Source organism: Nocardioides limicola, assembly GCF_016827675.1.
In the GTDB taxonomy this organism is placed as follows: Bacteria; Actinomycetota; Actinomycetes; order Propionibacteriales; family Nocardioidaceae; genus Nocardioides; species Nocardioides limicola.
This window is the reverse complement of sequence record NZ_JAERJA010000004.1, coordinates 25,510-43,332: the sequence shown is the minus strand read 5'-3', so window position 1 is coordinate 43,332 and position 17,823 is coordinate 25,510. Positions and strand designations below refer to the sequence as shown.

Below are 17,823 nucleotides of genomic sequence, written 5' to 3'. Positions count from 1 at the left end.
ATCTCGGCGGGCTCAACAGCGGACTAGTGGTCGAGGCGGCAGGGTCCGGCCGCAGCGGAGATGCAGGTCTGGATCTTGACGGGCCCGGACATGGCGTCGGCGGTGGTGATCGCGCCGTTGCGCAGGTCCCGGACGGCGCCGTCGGTCATCGGCAGCACGCAGCCGAAGCAGATGCCCATCCGGCAGCCACTGGGCATCAGTACGCCGGCGGACTCGGCGGCGGTGAGGATCGGGGTGGCGCCATCGGCGATCACCTCGACACCGGAGTTGAAGGCGACGCTGCCGCCGGCCCCGGGCTCCACGGTGCTGATCTTGAACTGCTCGACGTGCAGCGGCAGACCCAGCGCCTCATGGTGCGCGGCCAGCGCATCCAGCAGCCCACCCGGGCCGCAGGCGTAGGTGATCCGCTCGTGCAGGTCGGGCACCAGGTCGACGAGCCGGTTGATGTCCAGGACACCGTGGGTGTCGTCGTACCGAGCGACCAGGTTGATCGCCCCGGCGGCGTGCAGCGCCACCAGGTCGGCCCCGAAGATCGAGTCGGGCTCGGACGGCGCCACGTGCACGACGGTGATGTCCAGGCCGGCGGCGTTGGTCGCCGCGCTGCGCGACTTCGGGTCGATGACACCGGACTCGGTGACCGGGAAGAGGTTGCGCAGCATGCCGACCACCGGGGTGACCCCGGAGCCGGCGGTGACGAAGAGGAACTTCGGCGGGTCCACGTCGAGGTCGGGCAGCACGAAGTCGCCGGTGGCCTGCTCCAGGTGGACCAGGGTGCCGGGGCGGGACCGGTGCACCAGGTAGGGGCTGACCGTGCCGTCGGCCACGGCCTTGACGGTGATCGAGATGTGTCCGTCACGGCGGGGGCCGTGGGTGAGCGAGTAGGCGCGCCACTGGCGGACGCCGTCGACGTCGACACCGATCCGCACGTACTGACCGGGGACGTGGCCGGCCCAGTCGGCGCCGGGCTTGATCACCAGGGTGGCTGCGTCGGCGGTCTCGGGGTGCACTGAGACGATCCGGCCGCGCAGCTCTGCGCCGGGGCGCAACGGGTTGAAGAGGTCCAGGTAGTCGTCGGGAACCAGCGGGGTAGCCGCGAGTTCGGCGAATCGACGGAGCAGGGCGGTGGCCATGTCTCCATAATGCTGCCTTCAGGGCGTAAACTCCTAGGCCATGAGGCGTGAATCGATCCTACTCTTTTGTTCGTTGCGAACAATATCGGTGGGCCAGTGACCACCGGGCTTCGCCTGCCCGGCGATGTCGTCGAGGCGATGCGGGCCGACCTGCCCGAAACGGCCGAACAGGTCGTGGTCGCAGTGATCAGCGAGGTCCCGTCCTACTCCGAGCCGTTCCGGGGGCGGATGGGCCGCACCATCGAGACCGCGGTCGGGATCGCACTCGGCGGCTTCCTCGATCTGGCTGCTACCGGGATCGACAAGCTGGACGGCACCGACGGCGCCCTGGGCGAGCGCGTCCAGACCGTCCTCGAGGCCGCCTACGCGCTGGGCCGCGGTGAGGCTCGCAGCGGCCGGTCGATGGATGCCCTCAACAACGCCTACCGGGTGGGCGCCCGAACGGCGTGGCGCCGGATGAGCGCGGTGGCGGTCGGACAGGGACTGCCGGCGGCCGAGACCGCCCGCTTCGCCGAGCTGGTCTTCGACTACATCGACCAGATCTCCACCGTCAGCATGAGCGGCCACGCCGATGAACTCAGCACCGCGGGCCGGGTCCGTGAACGTCGCCTGGAGCGACTGGCCGAGGAACTGCTGGCCGGCGCCGACGACGTGGACGGGTACGCCGAACGCGCCGAGTGGGCGCCGCCCCGCTCCCTGACCACCGTGCTCCTCAACCGCTCGGCGGTCAGCAGCCTGCTCAGTCAGCTCGACGAGCGGACGCTGAGCGTCACCGACTCGCTGCCCGAGGCCGACGACGACGATCTGGCGGCGCTGCTGGTGCCCGACGTACGGTCCCGCAGTGCGCTGCTGCGCACCCTGGGCGACCGGGCCGCCGTGATCGGTCCGGCCCGGGGCTGGCAGCAGGTGCGGTCGTCGTACCTGCGCGCCCTGCGGGTCCACCAGCTGACCCCGGATCGAAGCGGACCGGTCGACTCCGACGACCACCTGGTCGGACTCGTCATCCAGGCCGACCCCGAGGCCATCGCCGACCTCCGCACCCGGGTGCTGGCGCCACTGGCCGAGCTGCGGCCGGCGACCGCCGAGAAGCTGGTCGAGACGCTGCGGTCGTGGCTGCTGAACCGCGGGCGCCGCGAGGCGGTGGCAGGGGAGCTCTTCGTGCACCCGCAGACGGTGCGCTACCGGATGGGCCAACTGCGTGAGGTCTTCGGTGACGCGTTGGACGACCCGCAGACCATCCTCGAGCTGACCGTGGCGCTCGCGGTGCCACCGATTGGAGACAACGCCTAGGCTCAGGTCCGTGAGCAATCCCACCCGCACCGCCGTGGTGGTCTGGCTGGTGGCACTGCTCGTCTATCTGCTGGCCGTCTTCCACCGGTCCTCGATGGCGGTGGCCGGGCTGGCGGCCACCGACCGGTTCGGGATCAGCGCCGCCCAGTTGGCGACGTTCACGATGCTGCAACTGTTGGTGTACGCCGCGATGCAGGTGCCGGTCGGGTTGCTGCTGGATCGGTTCGGCTCCCGCCGGGTTATGCTGGCCGGTCTGATCACACTGACGCTGGCCCAGTCGGGCTTCGCGTTCGCCACCAGCTACCCGCTCGCCCTGACGGCGCGGATCTTCGTGGGCATGGGCGACGCGATGATCTTCATCTGCGTGCTGCGGCTGGTGCACTCGTGGTTCCTGGAGCGGCGGATCCCGTTCGTCACCCAGATGACCGGCATCCTCGGTCAGTTCGGGGCGATCATCGCTGCCGTCCCGATGACTCTGGGATTGCGTCACTTCGGGTGGACCCCCACCTATCTGGCGGCCGCCGGCGTGGGTGTGGTGCTGGCCATCGCCTTGCTCGCCGTCATCCACGACACCCCCGAGGAGCGGTCGATCTCCGGGCCGCCGCTGTCGTGGACCGAGGTCCGGCTCGGGCTCGGCGAGGCGTGGTCCCATCCGGGCACCCGGCTGGGCCTGTGGACCCACTTCACCACCCAGTTCAGCGCCACCACGCTCGGCCTGCTGTGGGGGTACCCGTTCTTCGTCCGTGGTCAGGGGCTCACCTCGGAGACGGCCGGGCTGCTGCTGACCGTGCTGGTGGTGGCGGTGATGGCGGCCGGGCCGGGGTTGGCCTGGGTGACGTCGCACCACCCGTTCCACCGCTCCACCATGGTGCTCACCATCGTCGTCGTCATCGTGGTCGTGTGGACCGCGGTGCTGCTCTGGCCGGGCCATGCGCCGATGTGGTTGCTGGTGCTGCTGGTCGTTGTGGTCGGCGTCGGTGGCCCGGCGTCGATGGTCGGCTTCGACTTCGGCCGCACCTCCAACCCACCGCACCGACTCGGCAGCGCCACCGGGATCATCAACCAGGGCGGCTTCGTGGCCAGCCTGCTGCTGGTGGTGATGATCGGCCTGGTGCTGGACTGGCGCACCCCCACCGGCAGCGACTACACGCCCGAGGCGTTCCGCTGGGCGATGGCCACCCAGTACCTGCTCTGGGGCCTCGGGCTGGTGCAGATCTGGCGCTATCGGGTGAAGACCCGGGCCCGGTTGAAGGCCGACGACCCGGAGGGGTATGCCCGAATGGCCAGACTGGCCTGAGCAAGGGCGCTGCGGGCGTTACCGTGGCGGGGTGCTCCCGTTCGTACTGCTCGCCACCCGCGCCGAGGACGCCGCGGCCGAGGACGAGTACGCCGCGATGCTCCGGTTCAGCGGCCTGTCGCCGGCGGACCTGATCCGGGTCCGGTTGGAGCGGGAGCCGCTGCCGATGCTGGACCTGGACGCCTGCTCCGGGGTCATCCTCGGAGGCAGTCCCTACAACGCCTCCGACCCGGCCACCGCCAAGTCCGCCGCCCAGATGCGGGTGGAGAAGGACCTGGCCGTGCTGCTCGACGAGGTGGTCGCCCGCGACATCCCGTTCCTCGGCTGCTGCTACGGGATCGGCGCGCTGGGGACCCACCAGGGCGCGGTGGTGGACCGGCAGTACGGCGAGCCGGTGGGGCCGGTGACCGTCCGCCTCTCCGAGGCTGGCCGCGGCGATCCGCTGACCGGCGTACTGCCGGATGAGTTCACCGCGTTCGTCGGGCACAAGGAGGCGATCTCGTCGCTGCCGGCGCACGCGGTGAACCTGGCCGCATCGCCGAGTTGCCCGGTGCAGGCGTTCCGGGTCGGCCGCAATGTCTATGCCACCCAGTTCCATCCCGAGTTGGATGCCCAGGGTCTGGCCACCCGGGTCGAGGCGTACAAGCACTACGGGTACTTCGCGCCCGAGGAGGCCGAGCGACTCAAAGAGGTGGCCCGGTCCGCGGAGGTCGTCCATCCCCCGGAACTGTTGCGGCGGTTCGTCCAGTTGTACGCCCGGAACTGACACCTCGCCCGACCAAAGCTGAAACCTCGCCCGACCAGAACTGACACTTCGTCAGTCGTCGTCGTAGATGACCTCGCCGGCGACGACGGTGGCGGCCACGGTCATCGCCCTCAGGTGAGCAGCCGCATCCGGGCCGCTGTTGCCGCAGGCGTAGGGGTCGGCGTCCAGGAGGGCCAGGTCGGCGATCGAGCCGACCGCCACCGGTGACTGGCCCGCCATTGAGGCCGCCAGTGATTCACCGACGGTCAGTGACTGCTCGGGATGCCACCCGGGCCGTTCGTCGGCGCTGCGGTGCACGGCCGCCGCCATCGCCAGCCACGGATCCAGCGGCGAGACCGGCGCGTCGGAACCGAACCGGACGTCCGCACCACCATCGGTCAACCAACGCAGCGGGAAGCAGCGTTCGCCACGGCCGGGCCACAGCCGGTCGGCCACGTCACGGTCGTCGAGCAGGTGCGCCGGCTGAACGCTGGCGCGCAGCCCCAGCTCGGCAAGCCGGGAGACGTCGGCGCGGTGCATCAGCTGCGCGTGCTCGATCGATCCGGTCGCCCCGGTCTGCGCGAACGCATCCAGCGCATCGGTGACCGCCCGGTCACCGATGGCATGCACAGCCACCTCCAGACCGTGCGCGGAGGCACGGCGGAGCAGGTCGCGCAACTCCTCCGGCGTCTGGTTCGGCTGGCCGTAGGGGTGCCCGAGCGTCGCCTCCTCGGCGTACGGCTCACAGCACCAGGCGGTGCGAGTGTTCAGCGAACCGTCACTGATGATCTTCAGCGGCCCCATCACCAGTCGGTCGTCACCTCCGGGCAGCGGGTCGCCGGTGCGCAACCCGGCCGCGATCACCGCGTCCAGGCCGTCGGCGTAGGTCGCCATCCGGACCCGCACCAGATCGGCGCCGGCGTGCCACCGTTCCGTCCACTCGGGGACGCCGCCGGAGAACTCGAAGTCGACCAGGCCGACCACCCCGTGGGCGGCGGCCGCGGCCATCGTGCGGGCGTACGCGTCCGGGCCGGTGCCGTCGTCACCGAGCACGGCGCTGAGGCGTCCGTACGCCGCGAACCACTCCCCCTCCGCGACCATCCCCTCCCGCAGCGGGAGCGCCAGGCTCATCAACGCCACCGAGTTGAGCCAGGCATGGTGCCCGTCGCCGGAGATCAGCACGATCGGCTGGTCGGTGTCGAGGGCGTCGAGCTGGGAGACCAGGGGCGTGTCCGGCCAGCGGGTGACCCTGTGTCCCCAGCCGATCACCGGCACCTCGGGCCACTCCTCGAGCCGCTCGGCGACCAACTGGACGGCCCCTTCGGCTGACCTGACGCCCGCCAGGTCGAGTCGTTGCGAGGCCAACGTCCACTGGCCCAGGTGCACGTGCTCGTCCCACAGGCCGGGGATAAGCCATCTTCCGGCGCCGCCGATCACCTGCACGGTGCCGGCGGGGAAGGGGAGGCTTTCGCCGATCGCGACCACCACTCCGTCGGTGACCAGTACGTCGACCGGCTCGCTGCTGCCAGGGTCGGGGAACGGGACCAGCCGGACGTCACGGATCAGCAGCGAACTCACGAGCCCGAGCCTAGGCGTCGAGTGGGCGCCCCTTCCACCGGTCCAGTGCCGCAGCGGAGGCGAGTTGAGCCCTAGCACCGGCATGTCGGGAGTAGAAGGTGATCGCGGCCGCCAGTTCGTCACCTGGCCAAGCGAAGGCACCGAGAGGGATTCGCAGCGATGCAGGGCCGCGCTCCACGAACGGCTTCCGAGTCGCCAGCAGCACCTGAGATGCATCCACCTCGACCCGGTCGATGTCGCGCCAGGCGATGGAGGAACTGGCAAACCTGGCCAGGCCTCGCACCGAAATGCCACCGGGATCCAGGCGCAGCCCCGGCGCCCCGCGCAGAGTGGACCCGATCACCGCGATCAGGAGGGCGAGCAGCCCCAACGAGATGACCGGGAGGAGCCGAGCGAACCGGAGCCCCGGCTCGTCTCCCATCACGATCGGCGTCAGGAGCCCGACACCGACAAGTCCCGACAACAGGGTCACTCGCAGAGGCAGGTACCCCGCGCGGCGGGCGAACTCGAGACCACCGCCGACTTCCATCACCCGCGCCTGCCCGGCGTACGAACGTCCGTGGGCCAGCCCCACCACGATCCCCGCCCCGACCGCGACCAGCGAGACCCCCAACCCCCGCTCGGCGACCCCAGGTCCGAGAACCGTCAGCACCGCACCACCCACCGCGACGCTCGCCCCAGTCACCGCGCCCGCCGCGCGGAAGGTGCCTGTGAGGCGAGTCAGAACCACGACTTGACCTTATTCCAACCACTCTTGAGCTTTTCGTTGTCGGTCATAGAGTCATCATTCCCATCTGACAGTGGTTTGAAACATCGAATCTCCTGCCGGTCGCTGCGAGTTCGGACTGGACTACGAGTCCTCACGTGAGCCTCCAGGTCACATACCCTGCCTCGGTGACCACGAAGCGCCTCAACGCCCGCGAGCTGATCGAGCTCGTCTTCGACCAGGATTCCTGGGTCTCCTGGGACACCCCACCGGCCCGGGTCGGATTCAACGGCGAGTACGCCGCCGAGCTGGCCGCAGCACAGGAGAGGTCCGGAGCCGACGAGTCGGTGCTGACCGGGGAGGGACGGATCCGTGGCCGGCGGGTGGCGGTGCTGGCCAGCGAGTTCGGCTTCCTCGCCGGGTCCATCGGGCGTGACGCCGCGGACCGGCTGGTCACCGGCATCGAACGGGCCACCGCTGAAGGTCTGCCGCTGGTGGCGGCGCCGTGCAGTGGCGGCACCCGGATGCAGGAGGGTACGCCGGCGTTCGTGCAGATGGTGCGGATCTCCGCGGCGGTGGCCGCTCACAAGGCCGCCGCGCTGCCCTACCTGGTCTATCTGCGCCACCCCACCACCGGCGGGGTGATGGCTTCGTGGGGATCGCTGGGTCACGTCACGGTCGCGGAGCCGGGGGCACTCACCGGGTTCCTGGGGCCGAGGGTCTATGAGGCGCTGTATGGCCGGCCGTTCCCCGAAGGAGTGCAGACAGCGGAGAACCTGCATGCGCACGGGATCGTGGACGCGGTGGTGCCGGCCACGGAGATCGGCGACCTGCTCGACCGGGCGCTGCGGATCCTCTGCTCACGGCCAGCGGCCACCGCGACCACACCGCCCGACACGGTCGGAACAGAGATCCCCGAGGTGGACAGTTGGGATGCGGTCACCCGGTCCCGGCGTGAGGAGCGCCCCGGCGTACGACGGCTGTTGAGGTACGCCGCCGCCGACGTGATCCCGCTCAACGGCACCGGCGAGGGCGAGTGGGATCCCGGGTTGTTGATCGCCCTGGCGCGCTTCGGGGACGCGCCGTGCGTGTTCCTGGGTCAGGACCGGCGCGGCCAGACCGCCGACCATCCGATGGGGCCCGAGGCCTTGCGTGAGGCCCGGCGCGGGATGCGGCTTGCCTCGGAACTCGGGTTGCCGCTGCTCACTGTGATCGACACCCAGGGCGCCGCGCTGTCGGTGGCGGCCGAGGAGGGCGGGCTGGCCGGCGAGATCGCTCGCTGCCTCTCCGACCTGGTCACCCTCGACGCACCGACCCTGTGCCTGATGCTCGGCGAGGGCAACGGCGGCGGGGCGCTGGCGTTGTTGCCGGCCGACCGGGTGGTCGCCGCCCAGCATGCCTGGCTCTCTCCGCTTCCCCCCGAGGGGGCCAGCGCGATCGTGCACCGCGACCTCGATCACGCCCCCGAGATGGCGCGCGCCCAACGGGTGCGGGCAACCGAACTGGCCGAGCTCGGGATCGTGGACCGCATCGTGCCCGAGCTGCCCGATGCCGCCGACGAGCCGGAGGCGTTCTGCCGACGGGTCGGGGCGGTGCTCAGCGAGGAGCTGACCACGTTGCTGGCTGCTGGGGCCGGCCCGGTGCAGCGTCGGACACAGCGCTACCAGTGAGGCGGGAAGCGAACCCGTGACAGAAAAAGTGAAACACGTTACAGTCAGCGGATGTTGCGCCGTACAACCACACGCCTGATCGCGCTCACCAGCAGCCTCGCCCTGACCGTGGGCCTGGGCACTCTCGGCAGCCCGACACCCCCAGCCAGCGCCCTGGAGATTCCGCCGATCCCCGCGATTCCCGGGCTCCCGATCCCGGCACTGCCGACCGATCTGCTGGTGCCGAGGTTCGTCGGCGCCCCGGCGACCGCTCAGCCGATCGCCAACCCGCCGATCTGGCAGAACCCGCACAAGTCACCCAACGGCACCAACAGCATGCACAACGACTCCTACAGCAGCGACGCCTATCTGGTGAGTGGCCCGCTGGGCCGCAACCTGCAGATGACCACCGCCAGCTACGGCATCCGCGAGTGCGCCACCATCACCTTCGACTCCGCGGGCCGGATCCAGGCCCTGTGCGGGGGGCTGGAGGGCTTCGTGATGATGCTCATCGACCCGGTGACTCTGCACCCGATCGCCGAGTTGGCGATGCCCGGCCGGGACCTGACCAAACTCAGCAACCCGTTCACCGACATCTGCGGCGGCAGCTACTTCTACCTGACTGCAGACGACCGGGCGATCGCCACCACGACCACCAGTGCGATCTGGGAGGTCACCCAGACCAGTAGTGGGCTGAAGCGGAACCGGTCCTGGGAGTTGGCCGGACACATCGGCGCCGACGACTGCCTGATCGCGGTCACCCCGGATGCCGCAGGCCGGGTCTGGTTCTTCACCCAACAGGGCCAGGCAGGCACGCTGGACCGCCGCACCGGCGCCGTCCGACTGATCCGGCTCACTGGGCCGGCCGGACGTCCTGAGGGCAACTTCAACTCGGTCTCCGCCGATGCAGACGGCGCCGTCTACACCGTGACCACGCATGCGATGTACCGGCTCGACGCCCGCCGCGACGGCACCCCCGAGATCACCTGGCGCCGTCGCTACGACCGTGGCTCCACGGTGAAGCCGGGGATGCTGTCCCAGGGATCGGGCACCTCACCGACGCTGATCGGGAAGCGCTGGGTGGTGATCGCCGACAACGCCGATCCACGGATGAACATCGTCACCTTCGACCGGCGCACCACTCGGCCGAACGGGAAGCCGATCCGCAAGCGGCGGCACTGCACGGTGCCGGTCTTCGCTGCGGGCACATCCACCACCGAGAACAGCCTGGTGGCGGCTGGCCGCTCGGTCATGGTGGAGAACAACTACGGGTACGCCGGCCCGCAGTCGACGCTCTTCGGCCAGACCACCTCCCCCGGTTTTGCGCGGGTGTCGGTGCGACCGCGGGGCGACTGCAAGGTGCTCTGGAGCAACAACCGGGTGTCCGCGCCGACCTCGGTGCCGAAGGCGTCGCTGGGCAACGGCCTCGTCTACGCGTACACGAAGCCGGCGCGCTCCGACGGGATCGACGCGTGGTACTTCACCGCCCTGGACATCCGCACCGGCAAGGTCGCCTGGAGCCGCCTCACCGGCACCGGAATCCAGTGGAACAACCACTACGCGTCGATCTACCTCGGGCCGGACGGGACGGCGTACGTCGCGACGGTGGCGGGCCTGATCCGGCTAGCTGACGGATGAGGAATCGGCCGGGCCGGTGTCGACCGTCTCTGCGGCGAACCACAGGTAGCTGATCGCGAACATCGCGCGTTGCCATAGGCCGGCCTGATGGCTGGCGAGGAGCATCATCGTCGGCATCGCCACGGACGCGAGGATGGCGACAAGGTCGCGGACCCTGGTCAGCACCGGCACGCGCCGACGACGCAGACCCACGGCGACCACGCCGAAGGCGAACGCGAATCCCATCGCTGTCGCGGCGACTGAATGCAGCACGTCTTCGACGACGTCGAAAGTGGTGCCTGGCGTCCAGGGGCGGCTGGAGAAGACTGCTGCCGACGCCATCATCGCGGCGAAGACGACGAACAGGCTCGTGCCCACTCGACCCCATCTGGGTCTGCGGGCCAGGGCGAGCCACAACACTCCGCAGCCGTACCCGAAGAACCCGAGCCGCGCCAGCCACGCCCCTTCGACGCCTTGGCCGGCGGCTTCGCTGGTGGTGTGGGCGATCCAGTCGTAGTCGTCGGTCAGCACCCAAGGCACTGCGGCGAGGCAGACCGCCGAGCCGATCAACAGAAGCAGCACGCCACAGCGCTGGGTCCTGGTCATGGTGTCAATCATCCGCCAGGTCGAGGTGGGTCGTCAGCCGATGGCGTCCCGCCAGGCCTCGATCAACACATCCATCAACTCATCGAAGTCGGCCTCCGACACCCCCGCTGGACGCGACCCCGACCCCGCATCCCGGAAGTTCAACTGCAGCATCTGCCGGGTGGCATCGCGGGTCACGTAGTCCCTCCAGATGCTGTCGTCGGTCGATCGGAGTCGCGACATCCCCTCCCGCGTCGGTAACTGTCGCAGTGTTCCCTGTGCCAGTGAACGGTCACTGCTCACGTCCTCCTCTTTCAGCGCCTCCGGACTCAGTGCGTAACTAGATGCCCGTAAGACCCAGCCTCGGGAGGAGATGTAGGAACACTCCCATCCCGCATCACCCCGGGCGTACTCAACCTCACCGAACACACGCGCGAGCACCGGATGATCCGGCGCCGGGCACTCATCGGGCAACACGATCGGATGCTCATGCATCGCCGGGGAGACCCGCTCGACCACCTTCTCCAACAACGGCCGCACCTCCTCCAACGGCACCAGACTCCGATTCACCTGCACCCATACCGTGTGCTCCCCTACCCGAGCCCACCCCTTCGTGTGACCAGCCGGAGTGTGATACGCCACCCGCACCGGCAACCGCTCGGTGTACCCGAACGCCGCATCACCGATCCCATCCCAGGCCACCAACTCAGCGAAACTGAGGTTCTCCTCCAGGTACTCCCGCTCCCGCTCGAACGCCTCACTCGGGGCCAGCGTGTACCCGATCACCACGTTCCATCCGATCCCCAACTCCGATGTCACCAAACACATCGCCGAGGCAGGAGGCCCAAACATCGACACCATGGGTGCCTGGTCCCCGGTCCGCCACTGCTCGTAGTCCTCGGGATCCAACAGGTCGCACGGATCCACCGGGGCCTCGACCGGCGAGGCCGTCGGAGCTGGCTCAGTCGTGGGAGCCGGGGAACCCGTCGGCTCCGACACCGACGTCCCGCCACCCGTGCAGCCAGCCAACAACACGCCGACCACCACCGCCATCCCGAGAAGACCCCGCATCAACCCACCGCATCCCGCCACGCCTGGATCAACACATCCATCAACTCATCAAAGTCCGCCTCCGACACCCCCACCGGACGCGACCCCGACTCCGCATCCCGGAAGTTCACCTGCAACCTCTGGCGGGTGGCATCGACCGTCACGAAGTCCAACCAGTCACGATCATCGGTGGATCTGAGGCGTCGCATCTTCGCCGGCGCCGGCAACGTACGCATCGTTCCCTCTGCGACGTTGTCAGCGCCGATCTCGTTCTCTTCTCGGAGTGCCTCCGGGCTCAAGGTGAACCCCGCCGCCCGCAAGGACCACCCCTGGGACGAGATGTAGGCACACTCCCACCCCGCATCACCCCGGGCGTACTCGACCTCTCCCAACACCCGAGCGATCACCGGATGATCCGGTGCGGGGCACGCATCCGGCAACACGATCGGATGCTCATGCATCGCCGGGGAAACCCCCGCGACCACCTTCTCCAACAACGGCCGCACATCCTCCAACGGCACCAGACTCCGATTCACCCGCACCCACACCGTGTGCTCCCCCACCCGCGCCGCGCCCATCGTGTGACCAGCCGGAGTGTGGTAGGCCACCCGCACCGGCAACCGCTCGGTATGCCCGAACGCCGCATCACCGATCCCATCCCAGGAAACCAACTCAGCGAAACTGAGGTTCTCCGCCAGCCGCTCACGCTCGTCCTCGAACTGGTCACCGGGCACCATCGTGTATCCGATCAGGACCTCCCAGCCGATCCCCCACTGCGACGGCATCAGACACACCGCCGAGGCAGGAGGACCGAACATCGAGACACGCGGTTCCTGGTCCCCGGTCCGCCACTGCTCGTAATCCTCAGGATCCAACAGATCGCACGGATCCACCGGGGCCTCGACCGGCGAGGCCGTCGGAGCTGGCTCCGTCGTGGGAGCCGGGGAACCCGTCGGCTCCGCTACCCCACCACCAGTACAGCCAGCCATCACCAACACCAGCCCGCCCAGCACCCCGAGAACCCTGCGATGCATCAACCCACCGCATCCCGCCACGCTTGGATCAACACATCCATCAACTCATCAAAGTCAGCCTCCGACACACCCACCGGACGCGACCCCGACCCCGCATCCCGGAAGTTCAACTGCAGCATCTGCCGGGTGGCATCGATCGTCAGGTAGTCAGCCCAATCGCGAGCATCGGTGCCCCGCAGCCGCGACGTCCCCGCTGGCGCCGACAGTTGGCGCAGTGTCCCTTGCGCCAGGGAACGATCGCTGCTCTCGTTCTCCTGCTGCAGGGCCTCCGGGCTCAACGTCACGCCCCCCGCCCGCATCACCCAGCCCCGGGAGGAGATGTAGGTACACTCCCAGCCCGCATCACCGCGGGCGTACTCCACCTCACCGAACACTCGGGCGAGGACCGGATGATCCGGTGCCGGGCACTCCGCCGGTAACACGATCGGATGCTCATGCATCGCCGGAGAAACCCGCTCGACCACCTTCTCCAGCAACGGCCGCACCTCCTCCAACGGCACCATGCTCCGGTTCACCCGCACCCACACCGTGTGATCCCCCACCCGAGCCCAACCCTTCGTGTGACCAGCCGGAGTGTGGTAGGCCACCCGCACCGGCAACCGCTCCGTGTACCCGAACGCCGCATCACCGATCCCATCCCAAGCCACCAACTCACCAAAGTTGGTGTTCTCCCCCAGCCGCTCACGCTCCCGCTCAAACGACTCATGCGGAGCCATCGAGTAGGCGATCAGCACATCCGCCCCGATCCCCCACTGCGAGGTCAGCCAACACACCGCCGTCGCAGACGGACCGCTCATCGACACCCGCGGTTCCTGGTCCCCGGTCCGCCATTGCGCGTAGTCCTCAGGATCCAACAGCCCACACGGATCCACCGGCACCGATGGCTCAGCTGTGGGCTTCGGCTCAACGGTGGGGGTCGGGGCACCCGTCGGCTCCGACGTTCCGCCACCAGTGCAGCCAGCCAACACCAACACCAGCCCGCCCAGCACCCCGAGAACCCTGCGATGCATCAACCCACCGCATCCCGCCACGCCTCGATCATGAGGTCCATCAGCTCATCAAAGTCCGCCTCCGACACCCCCACCGGACGCGACCGCGACTCAGCATCCCGGAAGTTGACCTGCAGCATCTGGCGGGTGGCATCGACCGTCACGTAGTCCCTCCAGATGCTGTCGTCGGCACCACGGAGCCGCCTCATCCCCGCTGGCGCCGGAAACTGCCGCACCGTCCCCTGCGCCAGGGAACGGCCAAAGCTCTCGTTCTCCTCCTGGAGCGCCTCCGGGGTCAACGACATTCCCCCCGCGATCAACGTCCACCCCCGCGACGACAAGTAGGAGCAGTCCCAGCCCGCATCACCCCGGGCGTACTCGACCTCACCGAACACACGCGCGAGCACCGGATGATCCGGCGCCGGGCACTCCTGCGGCAGCACGATCGGATGCTCATGCATCGCCGGAGAAACCCCCGCGGCCACCTTCTCCAGCAACGGCCGCACATCCTCCAACGGCACCAGACTCCGGTTCACCCGCACCTGCACCGTGTGCTCCCCCACCCGCGCCCAACCCTTCGTATGACCAGCCGGCGTGTGATACGCCACCCGCACCGGCAACCGCTCCGTATACCCGAACGCCGCATCACCGACCCCATCCCACGCCACCAACTCACCAAAGTGGGTGTTGTCCGCAAGTCGCTCCCGCTCCCGCTCGAACGCCTCACTCGGCGCCAGCGAGTACCCGATCGTCACATCCGAACCGATCCCCCACTGCGACGGCATCAGACAAACCGCAGTCGGGCGCGGCCCAGTCATCGAGACACGCGGTTCCTGGTCCCCGGTCCGCCACTGCGCGTAGTCCTCAGGATCAAGCAACCCACACGGATCCACGGGGGCCTCGACAGGCTCGACCGTCGGGGCGGGCTCAGTGGTGGGCTCAGTGGTGGGGGCCGGAGCACCCGTCGGCTCCGACGACCCGCCACCCGTACAGCCAGCCAACAACAGCCCGACCACCACTACCCCGAGAACACTGCGACGCATCAACCCACCGCATCCCGCCACGCCTCGATCAACACATCCATCAACTCATCAAAGTCCGCCTCCGACACCCCCACCGGACGCGACCCCGACTCCGCATCCCGAAGACGTACCTCCAGCATCTGCCGGGTGGCATCGACGAGGATGAAGTCCAACCAGGCACGATCGTCGGTGCCCCGAGTTCGCACCATCCCCGCCGGCGCCGGCACCCGGCGTGTCGTTCCGTCCCCGGTATTGCGCTCGCCGATCTCGCTCTCCTCCTGGAGTGCCTCCGGACTCAACATCATCCCCACCGCCCGCAACACCCATCCTCGGGAGGAGATGTAGGAACACACCCACCCCGCATCACCCCGGGCGTACTCAACCTCACCGAACACACGCGCGAGCACCGGATGATCCGGCGCCAGGCACTCATCGGGCAACACGATCTGATGCTCATGCATCGCCGGAGAAACCCGCTCGACCACCTTCTCCAGCAACGGCCGCACCTCCTCCAACGGCACCATGCTCCGGTTCACCCGCACCCACACCGTGTGCTCCCCCACCCGCACCCAGCCTTCTGTATGGCCTGCCGGAGTGTGATACGCCACCCGCACCGGCAACCGCTCCGTGTACCCGAACGCCGCATCACCGATCCCATCCCAAGCCACAAACTCCCCGAAGGAATCGCCAGCCAGCCGTTCCCGCTCCTCCTCGAACGACTCACCGGGCACCATCGAGTACCCGATCAGCACATCAGACCCGATCCCCCACTGCGACCGAACCAGGCACACCGCCGTCGCTGGGGGACCGCTCATCGACACCCGCGGTTCCTGGTCCCCGGTCCGCCACTGCGCGTAATCCTCAGGATCCAACAGCCCACACGGATCCACCGGGGCCTCGACAGGCTCGACCGTCGGGGAGGGCTCAGCGGTGGGGGCCGGGGAACCCGTCGGCTCCGACACCCCACCACCCGTACAGCCCGCCAACAACAGGCCGGCCACCACTACTACCCCGAGAAGACCCCGCATCAACCCACCGCATCCCGCCACGCCTGGATCAACACATCCATCAACTCATCAAAGTCCGCCTCCGACACACCTGTAGGACGCGACCCCGACTCCGCATCTCGGAAGTTCACCTCTAACTTCTGCCGGGTGGCGTCGCGTGTCACGAGGTCCCTCCAGACACGATCATTGGCGGATCGGGTCCACCTGATCCCCGGCGGGGACGGCAACCGACGCGTCGTCCCGTCCCTGAGGTTGCGGTCACTGATGTCGTTCTCTTCCTTCAATGCCTCCGAACTCAACGACACTCCCCCCGCCCGCAGTACCCACCCTCGGGAGGAGATATAGGAGCACCCCCACCCCGCATCACCGCGGGCGTACTCCACCTCACCGAACACCCGAGCGATCACCGGATGATCCACCGCAGGGCACTCCTCGGGCAGCACGATCGGATGCTCATGCATCGCCGGGGAAACCCGCTCGACCACCTTCTCCAGCAACGGCCGCACATCCTCCAACGGCACCAGACTCCGATTCACCCGCACCCACACCGTGTGATCCCCCACCCGCACCCACCCTTCGGTATGACCAGCCGGGGTGTGATAAAAGGCCCGCATCGGCAGCCGCTCGGAGAACCCGAACGCCGCATCACCGATCCCATCCCACTCCACGAACTCACCAAACTGCTCACCCGCAAGCCGGACCCGCTCCCGCTCGAACGATTCACTCGGCGCCAGCGAGTACCCGATCGATACATCCGAACCGATCCCCCACTGCGAGGGCATGAGGCACACCGCCGTCGCAGGAGGACCACCCATCGACACCATCGGCGTCTGGTCCCCGGTCCGCCACTGCTCGTAGTCCTCGGGATCCAACAAGTCGCACGGATCCACCGGGGCCTCGACCGGCGAGGCCGTCGGAGCTGGCTCCGTCGTGGGAGCCGGGGAACCCGTCGGCTCCGCCACCCCACCACCAGTGCAGGCAGCCAACACCAACATCAGACCAGCCAGCGCGACCGCACCACGTACCCGCATCAACACTCCCGAGGAGAGAAGGGAAACAAGAACCCGAAGTCTGCCACCCCCCACCCCGGGGCTCACTTCAACACCGGCGGACCACCCTTGTCGTCATAGTCCTCGAACCACTCATCCCAAGCCCCACCAGACCCAGCATCCTTGCGATCCCGACCCCGCTTCCCACCCGCAGCGCCGCCACGGCCACCCGCAGCCCCCGCCGCGCCACCACGACCACCCGCACCACCGCTACGACCCCCCGCGCCACCCGCGGCACCGGAACGTCCCGCACCCGCCGCACCCACACCCCCACGCACACCACCCGAACCAGCCCCACGACCCGCAGCAGGCGCATTCGTCAACAACCCCCGCGGCGACGCACCACCAGCACCCTTCGACGCCCCAGCCCCAGCCCCACGCACACCCTGACCGCCCGCAGCCACCCCACCCTTCAACGCAGCCGCACCACCAGCCAACGCAGCCGCGCCACCCACCAAACCACCAATCAACCCCGCAGCAGAACCCCCCACACCACCAGGCGCCGGCACCGCCCCACCCAACACCGGCGGCCCATACGAACCCGGCTCATCACCATTCCACGACCCATCAGGCAACGACGCCACCGGCGGCAACCCACCCACCGGCACCACACCAGGACCAGCCACCGGCGCACCAGCACCCGGCCCGGCACCCGGACCAGACACCCCAGGACCAGTACCCGATCCAAGCCCGGGACCCGCAGACACCGGCCCAGCCACACCCCCAGGCACCGAACCCCCCACACCACCAGGGACACCACCGGCACCCCCACTCACAGGCGTCGCAGGAAGATCCTCCTCATCAGCAAGCAACGCAAGCTTGTCCGCAGACTCCTGCAACCCCTCATCCATCTCACCAAGAATCTCCGCACACAGCGCCTCCCGCTCAGCAGCCCGCTCCGCCTCCAACGCGGCCACCCGCTGCTCCCACCGCTCCACCGCCAACCGATGCTCCCGCTGCACCGTCCCCACCGGATCCTCATCCCGCGGATCCAACCAATCCCGCATCACCGGCCGCGGACCCGACATCGCCTCAGACACCGACCAATCCCGATCAGTCACCTCCTGCTTGTAAC

At 68.8% G+C, this 17,823-nt stretch carries 15 protein-coding genes; 5 read left to right on the top strand and 10 right to left on the bottom strand.

Going from position 1 to position 17,823, the window contains the following annotated elements:
* Positions 1-23 precede the first annotated feature (23 nt).
* Positions 24-1,130, bottom strand: coding sequence for a ferredoxin reductase (locus JKG67_RS09705; protein WP_203337114.1), 1,107 nt, complete (start codon positions 1,128-1,130; stop codon positions 24-26).
* Positions 1,131-1,226: 96 nt separating this feature from the next.
* Between JKG67_RS09705 and JKG67_RS09700 the strand changes: the two genes are divergently transcribed.
* The 3 genes from JKG67_RS09700 to JKG67_RS09690 are packed head-to-tail and all read left to right on the top strand — an operon-like array spanning position 1,227 to position 4,483.
* Positions 1,227-2,420 (top strand): PucR family transcriptional regulator, encoded by a 1,194-nt coding sequence (locus JKG67_RS09700; RefSeq protein WP_307816497.1) that lies wholly within the window; start codon positions 1,227-1,229, stop codon positions 2,418-2,420.
* A gap of 10 nt (positions 2,421-2,430) precedes the next feature.
* Complete coding sequence (locus JKG67_RS09695) at positions 2,431-3,717, top strand: MFS transporter (protein ID WP_307816496.1); 1,287 nt, start codon at positions 2,431-2,433, stop codon at positions 3,715-3,717.
* 31 nt (positions 3,718-3,748) lie between these two features.
* Positions 3,749-4,483, top strand: a complete 735-nt coding sequence (locus tag JKG67_RS09690) for a glutamine amidotransferase (RefSeq protein WP_203337113.1) — start codon at positions 3,749-3,751, stop codon at positions 4,481-4,483.
* 51 nt (positions 4,484-4,534) lie between these two features.
* On the opposite strand, the gene JKG67_RS09685 is transcribed toward JKG67_RS09690, so the two are convergent.
* A complete protein-coding gene (locus JKG67_RS09685) occupies positions 4,535-6,040 on the bottom strand; it encodes an amidohydrolase (RefSeq protein ID WP_203337112.1) in 1,506 nt (501 codons plus the stop codon).
* A gap of 10 nt (positions 6,041-6,050) precedes the next feature.
* Positions 6,051-6,770, bottom strand: coding sequence for a hypothetical protein (locus tag JKG67_RS09680; protein WP_203337111.1), 720 nt, complete (start codon positions 6,768-6,770; stop codon positions 6,051-6,053).
* A 164-nt stretch (positions 6,771-6,934) separates the two neighbouring features.
* On the opposite strand from JKG67_RS09680, the gene JKG67_RS09675 reads away from it, so the two are divergent.
* Together JKG67_RS09675 and JKG67_RS09670 are read left to right on the top strand one after the other, a co-directional pair.
* The gene (locus JKG67_RS09675; RefSeq protein WP_203337110.1) at positions 6,935-8,416 is read left to right on the top strand and encodes a carboxyl transferase domain-containing protein; all 1,482 of its coding nucleotides are present in this window, start codon (positions 6,935-6,937) and stop codon (positions 8,414-8,416) included.
* Between the two features lie 51 nt (positions 8,417-8,467).
* The gene (locus JKG67_RS09670; RefSeq protein WP_203337109.1) at positions 8,468-10,033 is read left to right on the top strand and encodes an NHL repeat-containing protein; all 1,566 of its coding nucleotides are present in this window, start codon (positions 8,468-8,470) and stop codon (positions 10,031-10,033) included.
* Here JKG67_RS09670 and JKG67_RS09665 read toward each other — a convergent pair.
* The 7 genes from JKG67_RS09665 to JKG67_RS09635 form a co-directional block, all read right to left on the bottom strand.
* Positions 10,019-10,618 (bottom strand): DUF998 domain-containing protein, encoded by a 600-nt coding sequence (locus JKG67_RS09665; protein ID WP_203337108.1) that lies wholly within the window; start codon positions 10,616-10,618, stop codon positions 10,019-10,021. The genes JKG67_RS09670 and JKG67_RS09665 overlap by 15 nt on opposite strands.
* 33 nt (positions 10,619-10,651) lie before the next feature.
* Positions 10,652-11,416: a hypothetical protein gene (locus JKG67_RS09660; protein ID WP_203337107.1), complete on the bottom strand. Its 765-nt coding sequence runs from the start codon at positions 11,414-11,416 to the stop codon at positions 10,652-10,654.
* Positions 11,417-11,667: 251 nt separating this feature from the next.
* A complete protein-coding gene (locus JKG67_RS09655) occupies positions 11,668-12,432 on the bottom strand; it encodes a hypothetical protein (protein WP_203337106.1) in 765 nt (254 codons plus the stop codon).
* A gap of 248 nt (positions 12,433-12,680) precedes the next feature.
* Positions 12,681-13,478: a hypothetical protein gene (locus tag JKG67_RS09650; RefSeq protein WP_203337105.1), complete on the bottom strand. Its 798-nt coding sequence runs from the start codon at positions 13,476-13,478 to the stop codon at positions 12,681-12,683.
* A 212-nt stretch (positions 13,479-13,690) separates the two neighbouring features.
* Positions 13,691-14,455, bottom strand: coding sequence for a hypothetical protein (locus tag JKG67_RS09645; RefSeq protein ID WP_203337104.1), 765 nt, complete (start codon positions 14,453-14,455; stop codon positions 13,691-13,693).
* Positions 14,456-14,712: 257 nt separating this feature from the next.
* Positions 14,713-15,507, bottom strand: a complete 795-nt coding sequence (locus tag JKG67_RS09640) for a hypothetical protein (RefSeq protein ID WP_203337103.1) — start codon at positions 15,505-15,507, stop codon at positions 14,713-14,715.
* Between the two features lie 212 nt (positions 15,508-15,719).
* Entirely contained in the window at positions 15,720-16,481 is a 762-nt protein-coding gene (locus JKG67_RS09635; protein ID WP_203337102.1) for a hypothetical protein, read from the bottom strand.
* Positions 16,482-17,823 lie beyond the last annotated feature (1,342 nt).

Excerpts from the sequence above, each read along its gene's own strand:
- JKG67_RS09705 (WP_203337114.1), bottom strand. The coding sequence starts at position 1,130 with ATGGCCACCGCCCTGCTCCGTCGATTCGCCGAACTCGCGGCTACCCCG.
- JKG67_RS09670 (WP_203337109.1), top strand. The coding sequence starts at position 8,468 with ATGTTGCGCCGTACAACCACACGCCTGATCGCGCTCACCAGCAGCCTC.
- JKG67_RS09665 (WP_203337108.1), bottom strand. The coding sequence starts at position 10,618 with ATGACCAGGACCCAGCGCTGTGGCGTGCTGCTTCTGTTGATCGGCTCG.
- JKG67_RS09655 (WP_203337106.1), bottom strand. The coding sequence starts at position 12,432 with ATGCCGTCGCAGTGGGGGATCGGCTGGGAGGTCCTGATCGGATACACG.
- JKG67_RS09650 (WP_203337105.1), bottom strand. The coding sequence starts at position 13,478 with ATGAGCGGTCCGTCTGCGACGGCGGTGTGTTGGCTGACCTCGCAGTGG.
- JKG67_RS09645 (WP_203337104.1), bottom strand. The coding sequence starts at position 14,455 with ATGCCGTCGCAGTGGGGGATCGGTTCGGATGTGACGATCGGGTACTCG.
- JKG67_RS09640 (WP_203337103.1), bottom strand. The coding sequence starts at position 15,507 with ATGAGCGGTCCCCCAGCGACGGCGGTGTGCCTGGTTCGGTCGCAGTGG.
- JKG67_RS09635 (WP_203337102.1), bottom strand. The coding sequence starts at position 16,481 with ATGCCCTCGCAGTGGGGGATCGGTTCGGATGTATCGATCGGGTACTCG.